Source organism: Nitrospira sp. (assembly GCA_029194675.1).
Taxonomy (GTDB): Bacteria; Nitrospirota; Nitrospiria; order Nitrospirales; family Nitrospiraceae; genus Nitrospira_D.
On record JARFXP010000001.1, the window covers coordinates 802,390 to 821,260 of the forward strand.

The 18,871-nt window shown below is 55.5% G+C and carries 16 protein-coding genes and 1 riboswitch; of the genes, 11 read left to right on the forward strand and 5 right to left on the reverse strand.

Annotated elements, in window-relative coordinates; all coding sequences use genetic code 11:
- The first annotated feature begins 142 nt into the window (after positions 1-142).
- Positions 143-245: riboswitch (TPP riboswitch) on the forward strand.
- 115 nt (positions 246-360) lie between these two features.
- The 7 genes from thiC to P0120_03795 all read left to right on the forward strand — a co-directional run bounded on the left by thiC (position 361) and on the right by P0120_03795 (position 7,372).
- Positions 361-2,265, forward strand: a complete 1,905-nt coding sequence (gene thiC / locus P0120_03765; protein ID MDF0673451.1) for a phosphomethylpyrimidine synthase ThiC — start codon at positions 361-363, stop codon at positions 2,263-2,265.
- Between the two features lie 9 nt (positions 2,266-2,274).
- Positions 2,275-3,075, forward strand: a complete 801-nt coding sequence (locus P0120_03770) for a sulfide-dependent adenosine diphosphate thiazole synthase (GenBank protein MDF0673452.1) — start codon at positions 2,275-2,277, stop codon at positions 3,073-3,075.
- 88 nt (positions 3,076-3,163) lie between these two features.
- The gene (locus P0120_03775) at positions 3,164-3,679 is read left to right on the forward strand and encodes a tetratricopeptide repeat protein (protein MDF0673453.1); all 516 of its coding nucleotides are present in this window, start codon (positions 3,164-3,166) and stop codon (positions 3,677-3,679) included.
- A gap of 87 nt (positions 3,680-3,766) precedes the next feature.
- Positions 3,767-4,165, forward strand: a complete 399-nt coding sequence (locus P0120_03780) for a histidine kinase (protein ID MDF0673454.1) — start codon at positions 3,767-3,769, stop codon at positions 4,163-4,165.
- Between the two features lie 64 nt (positions 4,166-4,229).
- Complete coding sequence (locus tag P0120_03785) at positions 4,230-5,321, forward strand: aminomethyltransferase family protein (GenBank protein MDF0673455.1); 1,092 nt, start codon at positions 4,230-4,232, stop codon at positions 5,319-5,321.
- 21 nt (positions 5,322-5,342) lie between these two features.
- On the forward strand, positions 5,343-5,762 hold the full coding sequence (locus P0120_03790) for a group II truncated hemoglobin (GenBank protein MDF0673456.1): 420 nt from the start codon (positions 5,343-5,345) through the stop codon (positions 5,760-5,762).
- A 902-nt stretch (positions 5,763-6,664) separates the two neighbouring features.
- Positions 6,665-7,372, forward strand: coding sequence for a methyltransferase domain-containing protein (locus P0120_03795; protein MDF0673457.1), 708 nt, complete (start codon positions 6,665-6,667; stop codon positions 7,370-7,372).
- 173 nt (positions 7,373-7,545) lie between these two features.
- Here the strand turns inward: P0120_03795 and P0120_03800 are convergent, their stop codons facing one another.
- Together P0120_03800 and P0120_03805 are read right to left on the reverse strand one after the other, a co-directional pair.
- Positions 7,546-8,748: an efflux RND transporter periplasmic adaptor subunit gene (locus P0120_03800; protein ID MDF0673458.1), complete on the reverse strand. Its 1,203-nt coding sequence runs from the start codon at positions 8,746-8,748 to the stop codon at positions 7,546-7,548.
- Positions 8,745-11,936, reverse strand: coding sequence for an efflux RND transporter permease subunit (locus P0120_03805; GenBank protein ID MDF0673459.1), 3,192 nt, complete (start codon positions 11,934-11,936; stop codon positions 8,745-8,747). The genes P0120_03800 and P0120_03805 overlap by 4 nt, the downstream gene beginning before the upstream one ends.
- 428 nt (positions 11,937-12,364) lie before the next feature.
- On the opposite strand from P0120_03805, the gene P0120_03810 reads away from it, so the two are divergent.
- Positions 12,365-13,216, forward strand: a complete 852-nt coding sequence (locus P0120_03810; protein MDF0673460.1) for a hypothetical protein — start codon at positions 12,365-12,367, stop codon at positions 13,214-13,216.
- Between the two features lie 12 nt (positions 13,217-13,228).
- Here P0120_03810 and P0120_03815 read toward each other — a convergent pair whose 3' ends face one another.
- Positions 13,229-14,467: an efflux RND transporter periplasmic adaptor subunit gene (locus P0120_03815; protein MDF0673461.1), complete on the reverse strand. Its 1,239-nt coding sequence runs from the start codon at positions 14,465-14,467 to the stop codon at positions 13,229-13,231.
- 421 nt (positions 14,468-14,888) lie between these two features.
- Here P0120_03815 and P0120_03820 point away from each other — a divergent pair, with 421 nt between their 5' ends.
- From P0120_03820 to P0120_03830, 3 genes are all read left to right on the forward strand, one after another.
- Positions 14,889-15,617, forward strand: coding sequence for an SAM-dependent methyltransferase (locus P0120_03820; protein ID MDF0673462.1), 729 nt, complete (start codon positions 14,889-14,891; stop codon positions 15,615-15,617).
- Between the two features lie 34 nt (positions 15,618-15,651).
- A complete protein-coding gene (locus tag P0120_03825; GenBank protein ID MDF0673463.1) occupies positions 15,652-16,035 on the forward strand; it encodes an OsmC family protein in 384 nt (127 codons plus the stop codon).
- 293 nt (positions 16,036-16,328) lie between these two features.
- On the forward strand, positions 16,329-16,754 hold the full coding sequence (locus P0120_03830; protein MDF0673464.1) for a hypothetical protein: 426 nt from the start codon (positions 16,329-16,331) through the stop codon (positions 16,752-16,754).
- 28 nt (positions 16,755-16,782) lie between these two features.
- Here P0120_03830 and P0120_03835 read toward each other — a convergent pair whose 3' ends face one another.
- Together P0120_03835 and P0120_03840 are read right to left on the reverse strand one after the other, a co-directional pair.
- Positions 16,783-17,265, reverse strand: a complete 483-nt coding sequence (locus tag P0120_03835) for a hypothetical protein (GenBank protein ID MDF0673465.1) — start codon at positions 17,263-17,265, stop codon at positions 16,783-16,785.
- A gap of 107 nt (positions 17,266-17,372) precedes the next feature.
- Positions 17,373-18,851 (reverse strand): alkaline phosphatase D family protein, encoded by a 1,479-nt coding sequence (locus tag P0120_03840; GenBank protein ID MDF0673466.1) that lies wholly within the window; start codon positions 18,849-18,851, stop codon positions 17,373-17,375.
- Positions 18,852-18,871: the final 20 nt, after the last annotated feature.

Here is an 18,871-nt window from a genome sequence, read left to right on the forward strand (position 1 = left end):
GGGAATTGATTCTACGATAGGCCCCTTCCACAATCAACGGATCGCCAATCGAGGAAAAGCCCTAGTCACCCGCCCAAAGGAGAAGAAGTGGAATAGGCCTAATAGCCGATTGACTTCGGTATCTCGAAAGAATACGATTGTCCTCTATAGCTAGGGGAGCCTTGAGGCTGAGAGTCCGATTGATCGGACGACCCTCACAACCTGACCTGGATAATACCAGCGTAGGGAAGCCGGGCGACATCGGATCTTGTGAGGAATTCAGCCGCGTTCCCGGCTTGTGGGAAGGCGGCTTTTTTATTGCACGAATGCCGTCGTCAGCAGTGGACCCTGCACGTCGATCAACCATGAAAGGATCTCTTTATGAGCATCCAGGCAAATACAAACGGATCCGTTACCGGGAATGGGATCCCGACTTCTTCATTGACCACGACGCCCTTTCCGGCATCGGGCAAAGTCTATGTGGACGGAACGCAGCCGGGGGTCCGCGTCCCGATGCGAGAAATTAGCTTGACCCAGACGAAGGGGACGAATGGGACGAGATCAAACAATCCTCCCGTGATCGTTTATGACACCTCGGGTCCTTATACTGATCCCGCCGTCACGATCGACGTCCGTAAGGGACTTACGCCATTGCGACGCCCCTGGGTGCTCAGCCGACAGGATGTTGAAGAGCTTCCCGACGTGAGTTCGACCTACGGCCGCATCCGTGCGGCCGATCCAAAGTTGGTAGAACTTCGTTTTCAGCATATCCGTAGGCCGTTGCGGGCGAAGCCTGGTCGCAACGTGACCCAATTGCACTATGCGCGAAAAGGCATCATCACACCAGAGATGGAATTTATCGCCATCCGTGAGAACCAATCGCGCCAAACCGAATCCGATGTTGCATCCCGGAACGGCCATGGTGGTGGGGTGACGCAGCATCCTGGATTTGCCTGGGGTGCCGCCATTCCTCGGGTCATCACGCCGGAGTTCGTGCGCGACGAGGTTGCCCGTGGCCGCGCGATCATCCCGTCGAACATCAACCATCCGGAAAGCGAGCCGATGATCATCGGCCGGAACTTCCTCGTGAAGATCAATTCCAACATCGGCAATTCCGCCGTCGCCTCCTCGATCGAAGAGGAAGTCGAGAAGATGATTTGGTCCACTCGCTGGGGCGCCGATACCGTGATGGACCTGTCGACCGGCAAAAACATTCACGAAACCCGCGAGTGGATCATCCGCAATTCCCCGGTGCCGATCGGAACGGTGCCGATCTATCAAGCGCTCGAAAAAGTGAACGGCAAGGCGGAAGACCTCACATGGGAGATTTTTCGCGATACCCTGATCGAACAGGCGGAACAGGGCGTCGATTACTTCACCATCCACGCCGGCGTGCGCCTGGCCTATGTGCCGATGACCGCAAAGCGCATGACGGGGATTGTTTCGCGTGGTGGTTCGATCCACGCGAAATGGTGTCTGGCACACCACCAAGAAAACTTCGCCTACATGCACTTCGAAGAGATCTGTGAAATCATGAAGGCCTACGACGTCGCTTTTAGTCTCGGTGACGGACTCCGACCGGGATCGATCGCCGATGCCAACGACGAAGCGCAGTTTGCCGAGCTCGAGACATTGGGCGAGCTGACCAAGATCGCATGGCGGCATGATGTGCAGGTCATGATCGAAGGTCCAGGCCATGTGCCCATGCACCTGATTCAAGCCAATATGGAAAAGCAGCTCGAGGCTTGCCATGAAGCACCGTTCTATACGCTGGGACCGCTTACGACCGATATTGCACCCGGCTACGACCACATTACATCAGGCATCGGCGCCGCCATGATCGGCTGGTACGGCTGTGCCATGTTGTGCTACGTGACTCCGAAGGAACATTTGGGCTTGCCGACTCGCGAGGACGTCAAGACCGGCGTCATCACGTATAAGATTGCCGCGCATGCGGCCGATCTGGCCAAAGGTCACCCCGGAGCCCAAGCGCGTGATAACGCTCTGTCGAAGGCTCGATTCGAGTTCCGTTGGGAAGACCAGTTCAACCTCTCTCTCGATCCGGAGACCGCGCAGCAGTTCCACGACGAAACGCTTCCCGATAATGCCGCCAAGGTCTCGCATTTCTGCTCGATGTGCGGGCCACACTTCTGCTCCATGAAAATCACACAAGACGTCCGAGAGTACGCCGCGCAGCTCCACGTCGACGAACAACAAGCGATTCAGATCGGCATGAAAGAAAAGGCCGAAGAGTTCAAACAAACCGGGTCGGAGATTTACCGGTAGGAGCACCACATGGCCAAACCGAGACCTGCACCGTTACGTGAACGAGATATCACCCGGCAGATCGCCCGGGAATACTATAAAGAGTTTGATCAGCTCATCGAGAGTGACGTCATTATCGTCGGCGCGGGACCATCCGGGCTTATTTGCGCGCACGATTTGGCCGCGATGGGATTTCGCACGCTCCTCATCGAGCAAAGCCTGGCTCTCGGCGGTGGATTCTGGTCCGGCGGGTATCTCATGAACAAGGCCACCATCTGCGAGCCGGCGAATGAAATTCTTGAAGAAATCGGCGTGCCTTGTAAGAAGATCAAAGAGTGCGAGGGAATGTATATAGTCGACCCACCGCACGCCACCGGAGCCTTGATTGCCGCCGCGTACAATGCCGGCGCCAAGATCATGAATCTGACGCGAGTGGTGGATTTGATCCTGCGCAATGACGGCCGATTGGAAGGAGTCGTCGTCAACAGCACCACTGCCGAGATGGCCGGTCATGATATCATCCACGTCGATCCCATCGCCCTTGAAAGTAAGATCGTCGTTGATGCCACCGGCCATGACGCGATCCTAGTCGAGCTTCTTCACAAGCGAAACCTGTATAATAAGTTGCCGGGAAACGGTGCCATGTGGGTCGCACGATCCGAAGAAGAGATCATGGACCGTACCGGAGAAGTGTATCCGAATTGTTTCGTCATCGGATTGGCCGTCGCCGCCGTATATGGCACTCCAAGAATGGGCCCAGCCTTCGGCTCGATGCTGTTGTCCGGGCGATATGGAGCGGAATTGATTAAGAAGAAGCTGAAACAGGAGTGAGGGAATGGTTGATGAATGATGGGTTCATGGCGGATGACAAGGAGCCGATGCTCGTTAACCCTCAACTATCGACCATTCAGTGATTCACATGGATATTCAAGACTTTTTGGTCCAAGGCGAAGGCCGCGAAGAAGACAAACGCCAGGCATGGGATCTCTTTCAGCAGGCTTATGAGCAACAGATGAAGCGTGAATTGGAGGAAGCCGTCAACCTGTACAAAAAATCGCTTGCGACTCATCCCACTGCCGAAGCTTACACGTTCTTGGGATGGACCTATAGCTGGATGGGGCGGATTGACGAGGCAATTGAGGAATGTCACAAGGCCATCGTGCAGGACCCTGACTTCGGCAACCCTTACAATGACATCGGCGCCTACCTGATCGAAAAGGGCGAATTCGACGAGGCCATTCCCTGGTTTCAGAAGGCGATCCAGGCCAAGCGGTACGAGAGTCCGGCCTATCCGCACCTCAATCTCGGCCGCGTGTACGAGCGCAAAGGCGACTGGACCGAGGCAATCGATTCGTATAAGAAAGCGCTCACTCTGGATCCAAACTATGTGTTGGCCAGGAAGGCGCTCGGACGGTTGGTCAGCTCCCTGAACTGAAACGGCTTGTTTGGTTTATCTGGTTTGTTCCGTTTATTCGATTCATCTCATTGTGCCGGACATTAATCTGTAAACAAGAAAAATCAAATGAACCAGACAAACCACACAACCATCCTGGTCGCCATTACAGATCTTTTCTTCTACACCAAAGTCAGAGACGCATTACGTCAACCGGAATACCAGCTTGAAAAAGCACGTACACAACAGGATATTGTCGATAAGGCCGTATCGGCCAGCCCAAGGGTAATCCTCTTCAATATGAACGACCTCACCCTTGATGCCTTTCAAGCGTTGGAGAAACTGAAAGCCGATCCACGATTGAAGAGCATTCCGACACTGGCCTTTGCCAATCATGAAGAAGTGGATACTTGGAACCGTGCGAAAGCACTGGGAGTGACGAAAGTAGTCTCCCGTAATGAGTTTTCAGCCCGCACGAGGGAACTGGTGGAAGAAATACTCACGTCCGGCGTAAGGAGCAAGGCGTGAACGGTTTTCGGAACAACACGGTAGCTCGTCTCACACCTAACGTTTCACTTCTCAGGGGTTCTCGATGAAACAATCCCCCCTTCACATGCAACATGCCCAACTTGGAGCGACGTTTGAGGACGTCACCGGCTGGGAAATACCGGCCCACTATGGCGACGTTGCGGCCGAACATCGTGCCGTCCGCCACACCGTGGGGATAGCCGATCTCTCCCATCGCGGCAAGCTCCGAGTCACGGGCGAGGATCGTGTGAAGTGGCTGCAAAGCGTCATCAGCAACGACATCCTTCCCCTCCAACCAGGGCAAGGCCGTTATTCCAGTTTTTTGACCCACAAAGGCAAGATGCTCACATACTTCCGCCTGTATATGCAGACAGAAGCCGTCATGCTGGAAGACGTCGGCGAGATCGGGGACACCACGTTCCAGGCCCTACGCAAGTTCCTGCTCTACGGGACCAAAGCCAAGATGGAAAACTGTGCCGAGAGCTGGGGGCTGCTGTTGATCAGCGGACCGAAGGCTCTGCATGTGGTGCAATCCGCGTTCGGTGTGGACGTCACGGACGTAAAGCCGGTCGATTTTGTCACCGCACAGATCAGCGGACATCACGCCCTGGTGTTACGCACCGAAGAAACGGGAGAAGTTGATATTGAAGTGCTGCTCCCCACGGATGGCCTCCTAGCCGCTTGGACCAGTGCCATGCAGGTCGGAGACAAGTACGGCATGAGGGCATTCGGAACCCACACGCGAGAAGCCTTGCGCCTCGAAGCGGGCCTCCCGAAGGCCGGAGCTGATTTGAACGAAGAGATTGTGCCCCCAGAAGCTAATCTTGAGGAAAAGGCTTTCAGCCTGAACAAAGGGTGCTATCCGGGACAAGAAGTCGTTGCACGGATGGATACCTACGGCAATGTGCGCCGCAAGCTCGTCGGGCTTGTCCTAAAGGATTCAGTCGTTCCGTCGCATGGAGCCAAACTATACAGTGGTGATCGCGAAGTAGGCTGGATCAGCAGCGCCGTCCATTCACCCCAGCTCAATAAGGTCATTGCCTTCGGATTTCCTCTGCGCGACTTCAGCAAGCCTGGCACGGATCTGGCCGTGGAATTTGAGAGTGGCAGACATCCGGCCACCGTTCAGACCCTGCCCTTCTACGCCAAACAGTAACACCAGGCCTCACGAAGACATATGTCCGTTGGTGAACAGGAAGACAGCGTACAAACCACTCCGTATCATGAGGCAGGTGAACTTGCGGGAATCACTCGCTTGGTGGACGAATTTTACGTCAATATGGACAGGCTGCCTGAAGCCGAAACCATCAGAAGTATGCATCCCTCGGATTTAACTGAATCGCGCAAGAAGCTGACCTATTTCCTGTGCGGCTGGCTTGGTGGTCCCAAGCTGTTTCAGCAGCACTATGGGCCGATCAGCATTCCGGGATTCCACAAAAAGTTTCCCATCGGGCATGAAGAGCGCGATGCCTGGTTGCTCTGCATGCAACGAGCGCTCGCCGTCCAACCCTACAGCGACCAATTCAAAGACTACCTTCTAGCAGCACTCAGCATCCCAGCCGAACGAGTGCGAGAAGTGAACGCAGGAGAGTTCTAGTACCTCTCCCCGTCTCCTGCCCAGGCCGATCAGTTCCGATTGACGTACAGGCACGCACGTTGGGATACATCTCTGCATCCTGCAGGATACAGAACCTCAATCTTCATACGATTCTCTTGTGGAACCGTTATCCTTCAAAATCAACGCGATGAACGAAAAGCTCGCCTCACCCCATTCAATCAATTGTGTGGCATTCTCCTTGCTCGCCAGAAATGAGAAAAAGTCGCGGTGGGCCGAAATTAATGAAGGACGAGATGGCTTTCTTCTTCAACCATTCCGAGGAGCACCACACCTCCCGTTCACTCCAGGCGGAACCAATCTCGATCGGATGCGAAGCGTGGATCGACGTGAGCCGGTTTTGTCCCGGAGAGAAGTTCGAGCACCAGCCCGTTAGGGATCTCAAAGCGTCCGCAGACCATCCGCGTTCAGATCTTGCCGACAGCTCCCTGACGAAATCCTTTGCCTTCCTACGTAGGAAGTTTCGGCGCGGTTCCACCGAAAGCTGAGACTAACTACCACCGCAAAATCATCTGGTTCATTGGCAGAACGACGAGCCGGGCGGTTTCAAAGGCTTGGCCTGGCCGTCTCAGGCCATGCAAGCCACAATCGCCATTCGCATGTCATCGGCGAGCTAGAAGAGAAGTGCTGCCGAATTCGAACGGACCATCACATGTAAGAATCGTGTCCCCATCAGGAATGTTGAGCCGTTCAATTGATCATAAACACGTTACCAGAGTAATATTTGACTCGTTGAGTGCCGCCGATTCTCAGATGCTACGGAGAATCGCAATGAACACCATCGAACATGATTATGCCCCGATCTGCGACCTGTATGAACAGCACCTCGGATCGGCTTTGTTTGAGCCCTATGCAATTGATCTTGCGCATCGTGTAGCTGGTGACTGTGCAAAGGCTCCGTTCTTGAAATGGCCTGCGGGACCGGTATCGTTACCCGGCAGTTGCGTGCTCATCTGGCGCCGACTGTGGCCCTTACCGCAACCGATATCAATCCCGGCATGCTCGACTATGCGCAGAAGAAACCGGACCTGAAGGGAATTGAGTGGAAACAGGCGAATATCGCGAACCTGCCGTTTCCCGACGCTTCATTTAACGTGGCGGTCTGTCAGTTCGGACTCATGTTCGTGCCGGATAAAGACCGCGCGTTTCGAGAAATACGTCGTGTGCTGGTCAAAGGTGGCTTGCTCACCTTCAGTGTGTGGGATCGGATGGAGAATAACCCCTGGGGCATCATTGCGCATGAGACCGTTGGAGGATTCTTCCCGGAAAATCCGCCGCAGTTTTTCAAAACGCCTTGTAGCTTTTACGATGTCGACATCTTGCGCAGTTTGCTGACGGCAAGTGGATTTGATCGAATCAATATTCGATCAGTCCAGAAGGAATGCTACAGCCACACGGCCGCATCACTGACGATTGGGCTCATCGAAGGCGCGCCGATCCTCGCCGAAATTCAAGAACGCGGTGGTTCTCCCGGACCAATCGTCGATGCAGTGGCGACAGCCTTAGCCCGAGTTGGTGGAGACAACCCATGCCGCTCAACGATGCAAGCTATTGTGGTAACGGCACGAGCGAAGGATGCCGCGAACCTATAAGCCTGAATGTTCGAGACAGAAATGCAGAGAGTCTATGAATAGGGCATCTTTCGATTAGTTGACACTCGCGGCCCGAAGGGCCGACTGCCAGCAGTGAATGATCACCACCAAACACATTAGAGCACTGTCACTTTGTCGGCTCCAGGGTACTGAGCGCCGTCAGCCGGCCGTGGTCACCGTGACGATGCTGTCTTTGGCTCGGACTCTTCTGTCGTGACGAGGTCATACCCCGGCCTCGGCGTGACGATGCGCACGACGTCCCCTTCGAGCAACGTGGCGTTGGGATTGTTGACGACCCGGTCGCTCGCGGAAAGCCCCTGTGCCACCTCGACCACGTTGTCCATGAGTTGTGTCACGGTGATAGGTTTGAAATGCACGTGGTTGTCCTCCGTCACTACGGCCACTTGCATAGCTTGCTCCTGATAGACCAGGGCGCTGGTCGAAATGATAAAGGCTTGCCGATCGACCGATGTCGTGAGGTGGACTTCGGCGTAGGAGCCAGGCCAAAGCGCATGATCTTTATTGTCGATCGTGAAGACCGTGGTCGCCGTCCGCGTAGCGATGTCAAATCCACGGGCGACCGTGAGGAACTTGGCGGTCCAATGGCGATTGGGCAATTGCGGCACGGTGACGTCGGCCGTCAAGCCTGGGTGAAGGAAGGGGCCGAAGAACTCCGGTACATTGACAAAGAGACGCAACCGATCGACGACGGCCACCGTAAACAGATTACTTTTTGCATTGGGGGTGCTGAGATTGCCTTCCTTACTGACCAAATCACCGACATTGATGTTGCGCTGAATCACCACCCCGTCAAAGGGGGCGATGATTGTTTTGAACCCAATGAACGCCTCGATGTTCTTGACCTGTTGTTCCGCGCCCTCGACGACCGCAGCCTGGGCTTTCAGTTCTTGTTCTTTCACCGTGATCGACTGCTCAGAGACCGCATGATTGGGGCGGAGGGCAACCCAACGTTTCGCGGTCACAGAGGCGAGCCGATACTTGGCGCGTTCCGATTCAAGATCCTTTATGGCCTGCCGATATTCGGCGTCGAGATCCGGCGTGCTGATTTCGGCGAGGACGTCGCCTTTTTTCACCCAGTCTCCGTATTTCTTGTACCACATGTGCACGTAACCCGTGACTCGCGCGTAGGTCGGCGCTTCATACCAGCCCTCAATAGTGCTGGGAAGCGTGATACTCTCGGTCGCCGGCATCGCCTTGGGAGAGACAACGGCCACCGTGGCAATGGCGCCTTCGAGCGTCGCTTCACGGAGCCCCGCGGCATCGCTTCTGCTGTCATAAATCCGATAGCCGAGATAGAGCAGACATAACAAGATTGCCAACACCGCAATGCGCTTTCTGTTGAGTGCCTTCATCATGGGGTCGATGCCTTTTGCCGAGCCATTCGCCGGCTGTAGATAATCGCGTATACACAGGGCACGAAGAACAGGGTAAAGACCGTCGCCACGAGCAAGCCACCGATGACCGCTCGCCCCAGCGGTGCATTCTGCGAATACCCTGTCGCCATGGGGACCATGCCCAGGATCATGGCAGAAGCCGTCATGAGCACAGGACGAAAGCGGGTTTTCCCGGCTTCGATCGCGGCCCGCAGCGCGTCACCATGCTCTTGGAGCTGGTCACGCGCATAGGAGACAACGAGGATCGAATTAGCGGTCGCCGTGCCCATGCACATGATGGCACCCGTGAGTGCCGGTTCCGACAGCCGCGTATGGGTCAGGAACAACGACCAGGCAATGCCTGCCAGTGCGCCGGGCAAAGCCGTGATAATGATGAAGGGATCGAGCCAGGACTGGAAGTTGACGACGATCAGCAGATAGACCAGCACGATCGCGGCGAGCAGACCGAAGACCAGTTCAGCATAGGCATCATGCATGAGGGAGGCCTGGCCATGGATTTGGATCTCCGCACTTTCGGGCAACTCGTTCTCCATATCATGAGTGATCTCCTCGACGTCCTCCAACACCGCGCCGAGGTCACGCCCTTCGGCGGAAATGTAGATGTCGAACAACGGCATAATGTTCCCGTGCGTGACCACGCCCGGTGTTCCCACCGGTGAGAGACTGGCCAAATTCCCGAGCAGCTCCACCCCTGTATCTGACGCATGGCCGGAGGAACCGACCGGGATGGTCTTGAGACTATTGATGCTGTTGATCTGCGGCTGCGGGATGTAGACGTTGATCATATAGGAGAAGCCGGTTGCGGGATCGAGCCAATAGATCTGGTCGACTTGTTGGCTTCCGGCGGTCGTCAGAAGGAGATTGTCTGCGATGTCCTTCTCGGTCTTCTTCACCTCAAGGCCGAACGTGCGGCGACCTTCGACCATGATGGTCGGCGTGCGCATCGTCTGCTGGATCACCACGTCCGAGGCGCCTGGAATCCGACGCAACCGGCCCACCAATTTACGAGCGAACTCGTAGTTCGGATAGTAATCCGGGCCGTTGATCTGCACATCGATCGGCGCGGGCTCGCCGAAGTTGAGGATCTTTGCCGTCAGATCGGAAGGCTGAAAGGTGAATTCGGTCCCTGGGTAGAGCTCCTTCAAGCCCTTACGGAGAATGCGCCGGTACTCCCACACCGGCGACTTGCCATCCTTCAAGAGGATCGTCAGATCACAATCCTGAGAGCCGATCGTGGGCGTCGGAATGAAGGCAAGGTTATGCGGTCCGGCCGGCAGTCCGCAATTACTGACGACGTTTTCCACCTGACCTGGCAGCAACGTCGCGATGTCTTCGGCGACAAGCGAAGTGATGCGTGCCGACACTTCGATGCGCGTGCCGAGCGGCGCGCGCAGATGCATCTGAATGACCCCCGACCGAATCTCGGGGAAGTAGTCGCGTCCCAGGAAGTAAAAGAGGGAAAAGGAGCCCACTGCGACGGCCAGCGAAATGGTGACGAAGCTGCGACGACGATCCACGGCCCCTTCGAGCAGCTCTTCATAGCCTTGGCGAAATCGATTAAAGCGGCGCTCGAAGCCGGCTTGAAAACGGGTGAAGAAACTCATCAGTCCCGTCACGTTGGTACGCCGGCCAACCTGATGCTCCTGACGTTCCGGTGACGCCTGGTGGCCCTTGACGAGCAAGTATTTCGCCATGGTCGGTACAAGCGTGCGCGACAGAATGAAGGAGGCGAGCATGGCAATGATGACCGCCTCCGCCATCGGCATGAACAGCCAGCTGGACACGCCGCTGAGCCTGAAGAGCGGCAACCAGACGATCGCGATGGCTAGGGTGGCGACAAGCGTCGGGACGACGATCTCATTGGCGGCATCGATGATCGCGTCCTCCAGCGGTTTGTTCATTTCGAGATGGCGATCGATATTCTCGATCATCACGGTGGCATCGTCGACCAGGATGCCGACGGCCAGCGCCAGACCGCCCAAGGTCATCACATTGATCGTCTCCCCGAGCCAATGGAGGCCGATAATGGCGGTCAGGATGGAGAGCGGGATCGAGGTGGCGATAATCACCGTCGGCCGCCAGGACCCCAAGAGCACCAGCACGATGAAGCCGACCAGCAGGCCGGCGGACAACATTTCGTGGAGAACGTCCGAGATCGCGTCCTTGACGAACGCCGATGCGTCATCGAGGAGTGTGATCTTCACGCCTTTCGGGACGATCTTCTGGATACGTGGGATCATTTTTTTGATCCCGTCCACCACGTCCAGGGTGGACGCCTCCGTGCTCTTCATCACGACGATGATGACGGTCTGTTTGCCCTCCACCAGCACCGCGTTCTGTTGCACCTGTCCCATGAGACGGACCGTGCCGATGTCGCGCATGTAGACGAACGCGTTGCCTTCGCGTTTGATCGGAATATTCTCGAAGTCCTCGATCTTCATCGGTGAGGCGTTGGTCTGGACGATCCAGTCGGTCTGCTTGATCTTGACGTCTCCGGACGGCAGGATGAGGTATTGTTGCCGGAGCACGTCGTGAACATCGGCCGGGGTAATATGGCGGGCGAGCAATTGCTGGTGGTCGAGGTTGACCATGACCTGCATGGGCTGGCCCCCGTATGGATGCGGCACGATCACGCCGGGCACCGTCACGAGCAGGGGTCGGATTCGCATGTAGGCGAGGTTATAGAGCTCCGCCGGCGTCATCGTATCGGAACCCACTTGCAGCATCGCCACCGGGATCGACGATGGGGCAAGACGCATGATCATGGGAGGGGAGATATCGGGCGGGAGCGCTTTGACCACGTTCTGTGCAATCGCCGTGATATCCGCTTCAGCCCGCCCCACATCCACGCCGTCCTGAAGAAAAATATTGGTGATGCTGATGCCGTAGTAGGAGTGACTATGGAGATACTTGATCCCTTCCACCGTGGAGGTCACGAAGCGCTCGAACATATACGTGATGCGCCCTTCCACCTTCTGCGGCAACATCCCGTTGTAGATCCAGACCACGGACGTGACGGGAATATTGATGTATGGAAAGACATCGGTCGGCATGTCTTGGATCGTCAGAGTCCCGAACAGCACGATCAGAATAGCCAGCACGACAAATGTGTACGGCCGTCGGAGAGCTATGAGGACAAGCTGGTTCATCGGTGAAGTTCGACGGCCGTTGTCGTGAGGGACGTCGACTCCTCACCGACGGCGAATTCTTTGATCACGCAGAAGGGCCTTGTCCGACCGAGCGTTTTCAAGCAATATTAACGGAGAAGGTTAGGGCGACCTTACCGGCAGTATACAGCCTTCACCATCAGCCGGGAACTAGCTAGTTGCCTAGGAGTGTCCCGAGGGGAGCGCTGACCTCTGCAAGTCACAGTGGTATGACGGAGCATGGTGGTGGAGCTCCACGGTTTGACAGCCGTGGTCCCTGGTGATTCTTCGGCGACACCTCGCCGAAGCGGGTGAACGGCAGGGCCATGCCCTTCGAGCGACAGGACAATACAACCTGTGTCGCGATTTCGAGCAATCTGACCGAACCGACAAAATCAATGCAAGCCAAACGGGACTCTCATGATGAAGGAATGGATCCTACAGGCAGTCTCAGACAGGCGGTTTCGATCCTACTCCTTTGGACGATCTCGTTACTCCTAGCTGTGGCAATGGCAGATGCGGAAACTTTGAGCTTTCTTGACGGCCAAATCCGGCTCTATCCGGCTCAGCAAGAGGGTGACCGTATTCTCATTCCATTCGCTCACCCGCCTGCGCCCAACGAAGAGGTGCTCCTGCTCTATCACCGGACGGATCTCTATCATCTCACCCGCATCCAAGAAGAGACGATCATGCCGAAGTCAATGGCCCACCCTCGACCGCATTATGTTTACGGTCTCACGGAGGGGCGACTATCGGATCCACAAGCGCAGTTTCTGGTGGCCGTGGGAAAGGGGATCACATCCCGCTTCAAATGGAAAGCATCCGACGCGATGAGCAGCTATCAGACGGCCAGCTCCTGTATGACACCGGATAAAGGCTTCGTCATCACAGGGCTTCAAGTTCTGATCTCTGAGGAGTGGAACGCGAAGGTCTACTATCTGCAGGAAGAGATTCGGAAGTCCACATCCGACATGATGATCGACGAAGACGACCATTCAGGGATATCGATGAAAGAGATGGTCGGCATGGTTGAGTCTGAAAACTCCTGTCACGTATTGGCGTATAACACCAGTGACGCTTATGGGCTACAGAACAGCGGGTCTTTAGAACCTGTCGGCCCGATCTTCGGTATCATGGAACTGTCTACGGGACGATCTACTGAACGGTGGCTCGTCCTCAGGTCGGCGATGCGCGAAGTCTGGGGTTATACGTTTATTGAGCTTCCTTTGAGGCCGTTGAACCGTGAACCCAAACGGCGATTTCTCCTCGAAGACAGGGGGTAAGCTCGATCATGCTCAAGAGAGTCCGCCTTGGTCACCTTCCGTGGATGATTGCTCTGACGAGGGTTCTTGCGTGTTGGGACGGTCTTCGTCGGATGCCGGCGTGACGATGCGCACCTTGTCGCCTTCGAGCAATGCGTTGCTCGGATTGTTGATGATGCGGTCGCTTGCGGAAAGCCCCTTTTCCACTTCGATAATTTGGTTCGTGAGCTTGCTGATCGTGATGCGTTTGAAGTGGACGCGGTCATCCTCGGTCACCACGGCCACCTGTGCATTGTGCTCCTGAAACACCAGCGCGGTGTACGGCATCGTGAAGGCTTGCCTATCGACCGGTGCCGTGATCTGGACCTGGGCGTAAGAGCCGGGCCAAAGCGCATGATCTTTATTGTCGATCGTGAAGACCGTGGTCGCGGTGCGTGTGCCCGGCTCAAAGTGACGGGCGATGGTCAGGAAGCTGAAGGTAAAATGGCGATCGGGCAATTGCGGCACCGTCACGTCGACCGTCAGGCCCGGGTGAAGGAAAGGGCCGAACCGCGACGGCACATTGACAAAGAGACGCAATTTATCGACGATGGCCACCGTAAAGAGGTTGGTGATCCCGTTGGGGGAGCTGAGATTGCCTTCCTTACTGACCAAATCACCGACATTGATGTTGCGCTGGACGACCACGCCGTCAAAGGGGGCAAGGATCTTTTTGAACCCGATGAACGCGTCGATGTTCTTGACCTTTTGCTCGGCTGCCTTGACCAGAGCCGCCTGGGTTTTCATATGCTGTTCTTCCACCGTGATCGACTGTTCGGAAACCGCATAGGTTGAGCGCAGCGCGATCAAACGTTTCGCCGTCACTTCGGCGAGTTTATACCTAGCGCGCACCGATTTCAGATCGGCCTTGGCCTTCCGATATTCGGCGTCGAGATCCGGCGTGCTGATTTCGGCGAGGAGGTCACCCTTTTTCACCCGGGCTCCGTAGGTCGTGTACCACATTTTCACATAGCCCGTGACCCGCGCGTAGATCGGCGCTTCGTACCAGCCCACAATGTTGCCGGGAAGAGTAATTGTCTCGGTCGGCGGCACCGCCGTGGGAAGGGTGACGATCACGGCAGGGACGGTTTCTTCAAGCGGCTCGTGACGAAGCTCCGCAGCGTCGTTTTTGCCGTCATAAAGGCGGTAGCCGAGATACAGCAAGCACAACAGAATCACTAGAGCGACAATGACTCTTCCACGGCGACGGACAATCATCTGTTCGAGCGACACACCGCAGCACCTCCGGAACTCACGGAGGTGCTGCTGAAATCGGACGAGGATGCTCCGCGACGGTATCACACCGGCCTGCTCATCGTACTTATGCGCCTCCTGCGACATGAATGAGGCTTCTTCAATATTTTTCTCTGATATTTTGCCATGCTCGACCTCAAATGCGCGACAGAATAAAGGAGGTGAAGGAGCAGCGCCATCATAACGGCCTCCGAGAGAGGCTTGGATCGGTAGTCGGAGGCACCGGCATTGCCGCTCGCTCTTCGTCATTTTAGAACAATAAGAGCGGCACTTTGAAACCATACTGAGCAGCATTTTGTGACGAGTGATACTTGACAACAACTCCCAGTGTTCGGATAGTGCCACCAACCATGCTTACCTATGATGCTGGCTTGTCGGGATAGGCTCTGAGAAGAATCCGATGGCGATGCAACTTGGAAAAGTGGTTCCGTTTGGCCGGTCACTGGACGAATATCGCCTGATGTTCGGATTATCGGAAGTTGACCTCGAACGTAATATTGTAGGGGTTGGAGATGGGCCGGCGAGTTTCAACGCAGAAATGCATGTGATGGGCAAACGTGTCGTCTCGATCGACCCACTATTCACATTCAGTGCGGACGATATCGAAAAACAATTCCATGCCGTGGTTGACAACATCATCGAGCAGGTGAAGGGCACACCTGATGATTGGGTGTGGACATACCATCGTTCACCAGAACATCTACGCGAAAACCGAGTGAAAGTCTTAACTCGCTTCATAGCCGACTATGATGTCGGGAAAAGAGACGGACGATATCTCGTCGGGGAGTTACCGAACCTTGAATTCCGGAACGATCAATTCGATTTGGCACTCTGTTCCCATTTCTTATTTCTCTACTCGGACCACTTCTCCTATGAGTTCCATCTTGCAAGCGTGCTCGACATGCTTCGTGTGGCAAAAGAGGTTCGTATCTTCCCGCTGATGACGCTCACACTCGAGCCTTCCCCCTATGTCGAGCCGCTCATTCGAAAGGTCGAGTCATTAGGATATGCAGCTGGAGGTCAGTCGGTTCAGTATCAGCTTCAACGAGGAGGCAACCAGATGCTACGCATTACGAGGCAAACCCATTCTGCGCTTCACGACGACACGCGAAAGACGATATGCCGGTGAGCTAGCATATCAGTCATCCCTAATGAGGCCCTCTATGATTCGTGCAGACAGCCAACTTGCAAAATTTCACACACAGTTCACAAACGGAGAACACGTTTCGGTATCAGATACAACACATGATAAGGGCGGCGGGGGTCGTGGATTCCGTCCTCACGAACTACTCGAAGCCGCTTTGGCGAATTGCATGAACATGACCGTACGCATGGCTGCTGAGAAACATGCCATTCCGCTTTCCGGCGTATCAGTCGCCGTCTCGCTCAACCGCAATACCCCTGATGGTCCGTTGTGCGAATACAGCGTGGAGCTTCCAGACGGATTATCTGAGACAGACAAGACTCTGCTCCTGTCAGCAGTAGAAAGATGTCCCGTTCGCACCACGTTATCTAAACCGTTCCGGTTCAAGCTTTGTGGGCAATGACGGGCCTAGTTCCGCATGGCAGCGGCACTGCGCTTGTTGAGCTCAGAACTCGGGGTTGTCTGCCACTGGAAGGCAACCTGCAGACAACAGGCCTTCTTGTTCATCCTGCGACGCAGGATACACACCTGAACCGATGAATGACTAAACCTCAACCAACCCGGAAGGACAGCCCCCAAAAACGTCGGTATCTGTTTGTCGGTTCAATTACACTTGTAGGGTTCGCTCTGATCGCGGCATCTGTAACGATTGTGTCGATGCGAGGAGGAAGTCAGCAGACTGGGGAGCGTGCTCGGATGACGGTGCGAGAAGCGACGATCGTCGGCCCACTCGTCCAGCACAACGTCCCAACAGCAACGGTCCTCCTCAAAAATGCCGGGCAGTCCCCTGCACTGGCGACTAAAGCCCGCCTGGTGATGACCGTTTGGACCTCTAACAGATTCCCGGATTGGGACATGCCCCTAAAACTGACGACGGATGTCGAAGAAATTGGAGAAGTTGGTCAGGAAGCTACCCTGCGGCGGACAGTCGCTTTAATAACCCCACTGACCGACGTGCAGGGCATGCATTTGGAGCGCAAGGACTGGTTCATTGTGATACTTGGAATCGTGTCGTACGCTGATATTCTCGGCAATCCGCATGAAACGAAACTCTGCCTCATCTGGCGGGATACCTCCACTCAACGCCTGAGTCCTTGCGAGAAATGGAATGAGACAGATTAACACGCCTGCACTGACTTCGAGTGTACGCTCAGCGTTCTGGGTTGCGTGCTGCGGTGACCGCCGAGGCAAACTTCAGCAGACTCGCCCGTTCATTGTCGTCAAGCGCCAACAGGAGATGGGCTTCCTCACCATGCATCAAGCGCAGGCTTAGGAAGGGCTCTTCTCGACGCTTTTCTCGGTTCTCCCACATCGCGTCGATCAGCTGCACCTTGTCCAATTGACCGACCGATACGACATCGTACCGGAAATAGGAATCACCGATGACGATGTCGAATACCACGTTCCCCGCCGTCAGTAGTACCAGATTGAACCGACCTTGATCCTCGTATCCTTCCGGTAAGAATTTATTGATGTGACAAAGCGCAACCTTACGGTCGCCCAACGCCTTGCGAAATTTCTCTTTCAATGCGTCGTAATCGATTTGCAGGGCCTTTTCATCCGGCCCGGTCGCCGCTACGGCCGCCGCTTCCGCTTTCGAGAAAATATCATCGGCGGACATCAATCCTGACATAGTGTTCCTCTCTCAGTTGTTGAAGTGAATGTGACGTTGATCTTGGGAAGTGTACGGTACCCGGCCATCTGCCGCAATTGCAAGGGGCTTGAGCAGGTGAGATCGGTCTATCGCCTAGCCGACACAACGTGAGAAAATCGCTGAGCACCGGCCTCGTCCACCACCGTCACCTCGAACGCATCTTTGGTGACCCGAACCAGGCCGAAATTATAGTACCCCGACTCGTAAAAGATCTGCCTCGGATGCAGTTCCTCGCGAGTCGGCGCGAACCTTCCTGAGGGTGCAGAGAGCGGCCCTGCGATGTATTCGTGAAAATCGACGACGCCGTCTTGATCAGGATCATAAGCGTTTGCCTGTGCCCAATGCACGTCGCCTGCAAGAAAGACGACATTCTTGATCTTGTGCTTGAGAATCACATCAACAATGACCTGCCGTTCCCGCTCGAACCCGGTACCGTCCGGCCCTCCGGCCCAGCCATCATAGCCGGGAACATCGACGTTGCCACCTTTTGGAATCGAGAGCGGAACGGAGGTCACGATCACTTTCCATGTCGCAGTTGAAGTGCGGAGCCCATCGAGCAACCAGGCCAATTGTGTTGCTCCGAGCATGGTCTTGGCCGGACCATCCGGATCGGCATTACGACTCCGATATTGCCTGGTATCCAGAATAAAGAGTTCGAGGTCGGCACCATAACGTACCAGCCGGTAGAGACGATGCGGATCCTGTGCCGGGGAAGCGATTGGCCAGTACTCCCGCAATGCCTCCCGGCCTGCCGGCATCTGCTCGTCAAACGGGCCAGAAAAATTGTTCCTCACGTCATGATCATCCCACATCACATACACTGGCACAGTTTCTAAAAGCCGACGCAAAGACTTGGCCTCACGTTGGTAGCGATGGCGTGCCCGATACTCCTGTAACGTAGTCGCTTTGAAAGCGGCACCAGGCTCGTTCGGCGGGGAAGTGCAGATATGATCGCTATAAATCGTGTCGCCGAGAAATAGAAAGAAGTCTGGATTGTGTCGTTGGATCACATCGAAGATGGAATAGCCGTCGGTCCCCTGGCGGCATTGTCCTCCACCTCCAAGATCTCCACTCCAGGCAAACGTCACCGGTGCGGACGTCGTCCCATCCGGCAGACTGGTGAACTCTCCCCTCGCCGCAACCTTCGTTGGAACCTGTTGGTTGCCCTGCTCTCTCGGCGCAATCAGGATGTGGTAGCGATATCGCGTCGCGGGACTGAGCCTTTGAAGAGGGATGGTCAACGTATAATCCGTCTCCGCCGTCGTCGTCAGTTCCGCCGTGCGAGACACCGGTTCCACTACCGTCGCCAGCTTCGATGCCCGTTCCCAGGTTGAGAGCGATGCCCATTCGACCTGTACGATGGCCGGCCCATCAGTTCGCAGCCAGAGCAACGCGCTGGTGGAACTGATATCACCGACGGCGACACCTTGAGGCAAAAGGTCCGCTCTCGATGCGGATGAATCTCCTGATGGACTGCTCCCCAGGCTCCTTGCCATCAAAGCGCTGCAACTGATGGGGACTGTTGCGAGAACGAGGAAAAGGACGACGAGAGAGAATACTTGCATAGGAACACTCCTACCCGAGC

What these genes read in the sequence shown, in the direction of transcription:
- thiC (MDF0673451.1), top strand. Translation starts at nt 361, where the DNA reads ATGAGCATCCAGGCAAATACAAACGGATCCGTTACCGGGAATGGGATC.
- P0120_03770 (MDF0673452.1), top strand. Translation starts at nt 2,275, where the DNA reads ATGGCCAAACCGAGACCTGCACCGTTACGTGAACGAGATATCACCCGG.
- P0120_03775 (MDF0673453.1), top strand. Translation starts at nt 3,164, where the DNA reads ATGGATATTCAAGACTTTTTGGTCCAAGGCGAAGGCCGCGAAGAAGAC.
- P0120_03780 (MDF0673454.1), top strand. Translation starts at nt 3,767, where the DNA reads ATGAACCAGACAAACCACACAACCATCCTGGTCGCCATTACAGATCTT.
- P0120_03785 (MDF0673455.1), top strand. Translation starts at nt 4,230, where the DNA reads ATGAAACAATCCCCCCTTCACATGCAACATGCCCAACTTGGAGCGACG.
- P0120_03790 (MDF0673456.1), top strand. Translation starts at nt 5,343, where the DNA reads ATGTCCGTTGGTGAACAGGAAGACAGCGTACAAACCACTCCGTATCAT.
- P0120_03800 (MDF0673458.1), bottom strand. Translation starts at nt 8,748, where the DNA reads ATGATGAAGGCACTCAACAGAAAGCGCATTGCGGTGTTGGCAATCTTG.
- P0120_03805 (MDF0673459.1), bottom strand. Translation starts at nt 11,936, where the DNA reads ATGAACCAGCTTGTCCTCATAGCTCTCCGACGGCCGTACACATTTGTC.
- P0120_03810 (MDF0673460.1), top strand. Translation starts at nt 12,365, where the DNA reads ATGGATCCTACAGGCAGTCTCAGACAGGCGGTTTCGATCCTACTCCTT.
- P0120_03820 (MDF0673462.1), top strand. Translation starts at nt 14,889, where the DNA reads ATGGCGATGCAACTTGGAAAAGTGGTTCCGTTTGGCCGGTCACTGGAC.
- P0120_03825 (MDF0673463.1), top strand. Translation starts at nt 15,652, where the DNA reads ATGATTCGTGCAGACAGCCAACTTGCAAAATTTCACACACAGTTCACA.
- P0120_03830 (MDF0673464.1), top strand. Translation starts at nt 16,329, where the DNA reads ATGACGGTGCGAGAAGCGACGATCGTCGGCCCACTCGTCCAGCACAAC.
- P0120_03835 (MDF0673465.1), bottom strand. Translation starts at nt 17,265, where the DNA reads ATGTCAGGATTGATGTCCGCCGATGATATTTTCTCGAAAGCGGAAGCG.
- P0120_03840 (MDF0673466.1), bottom strand. Translation starts at nt 18,851, where the DNA reads ATGCAAGTATTCTCTCTCGTCGTCCTTTTCCTCGTTCTCGCAACAGTC.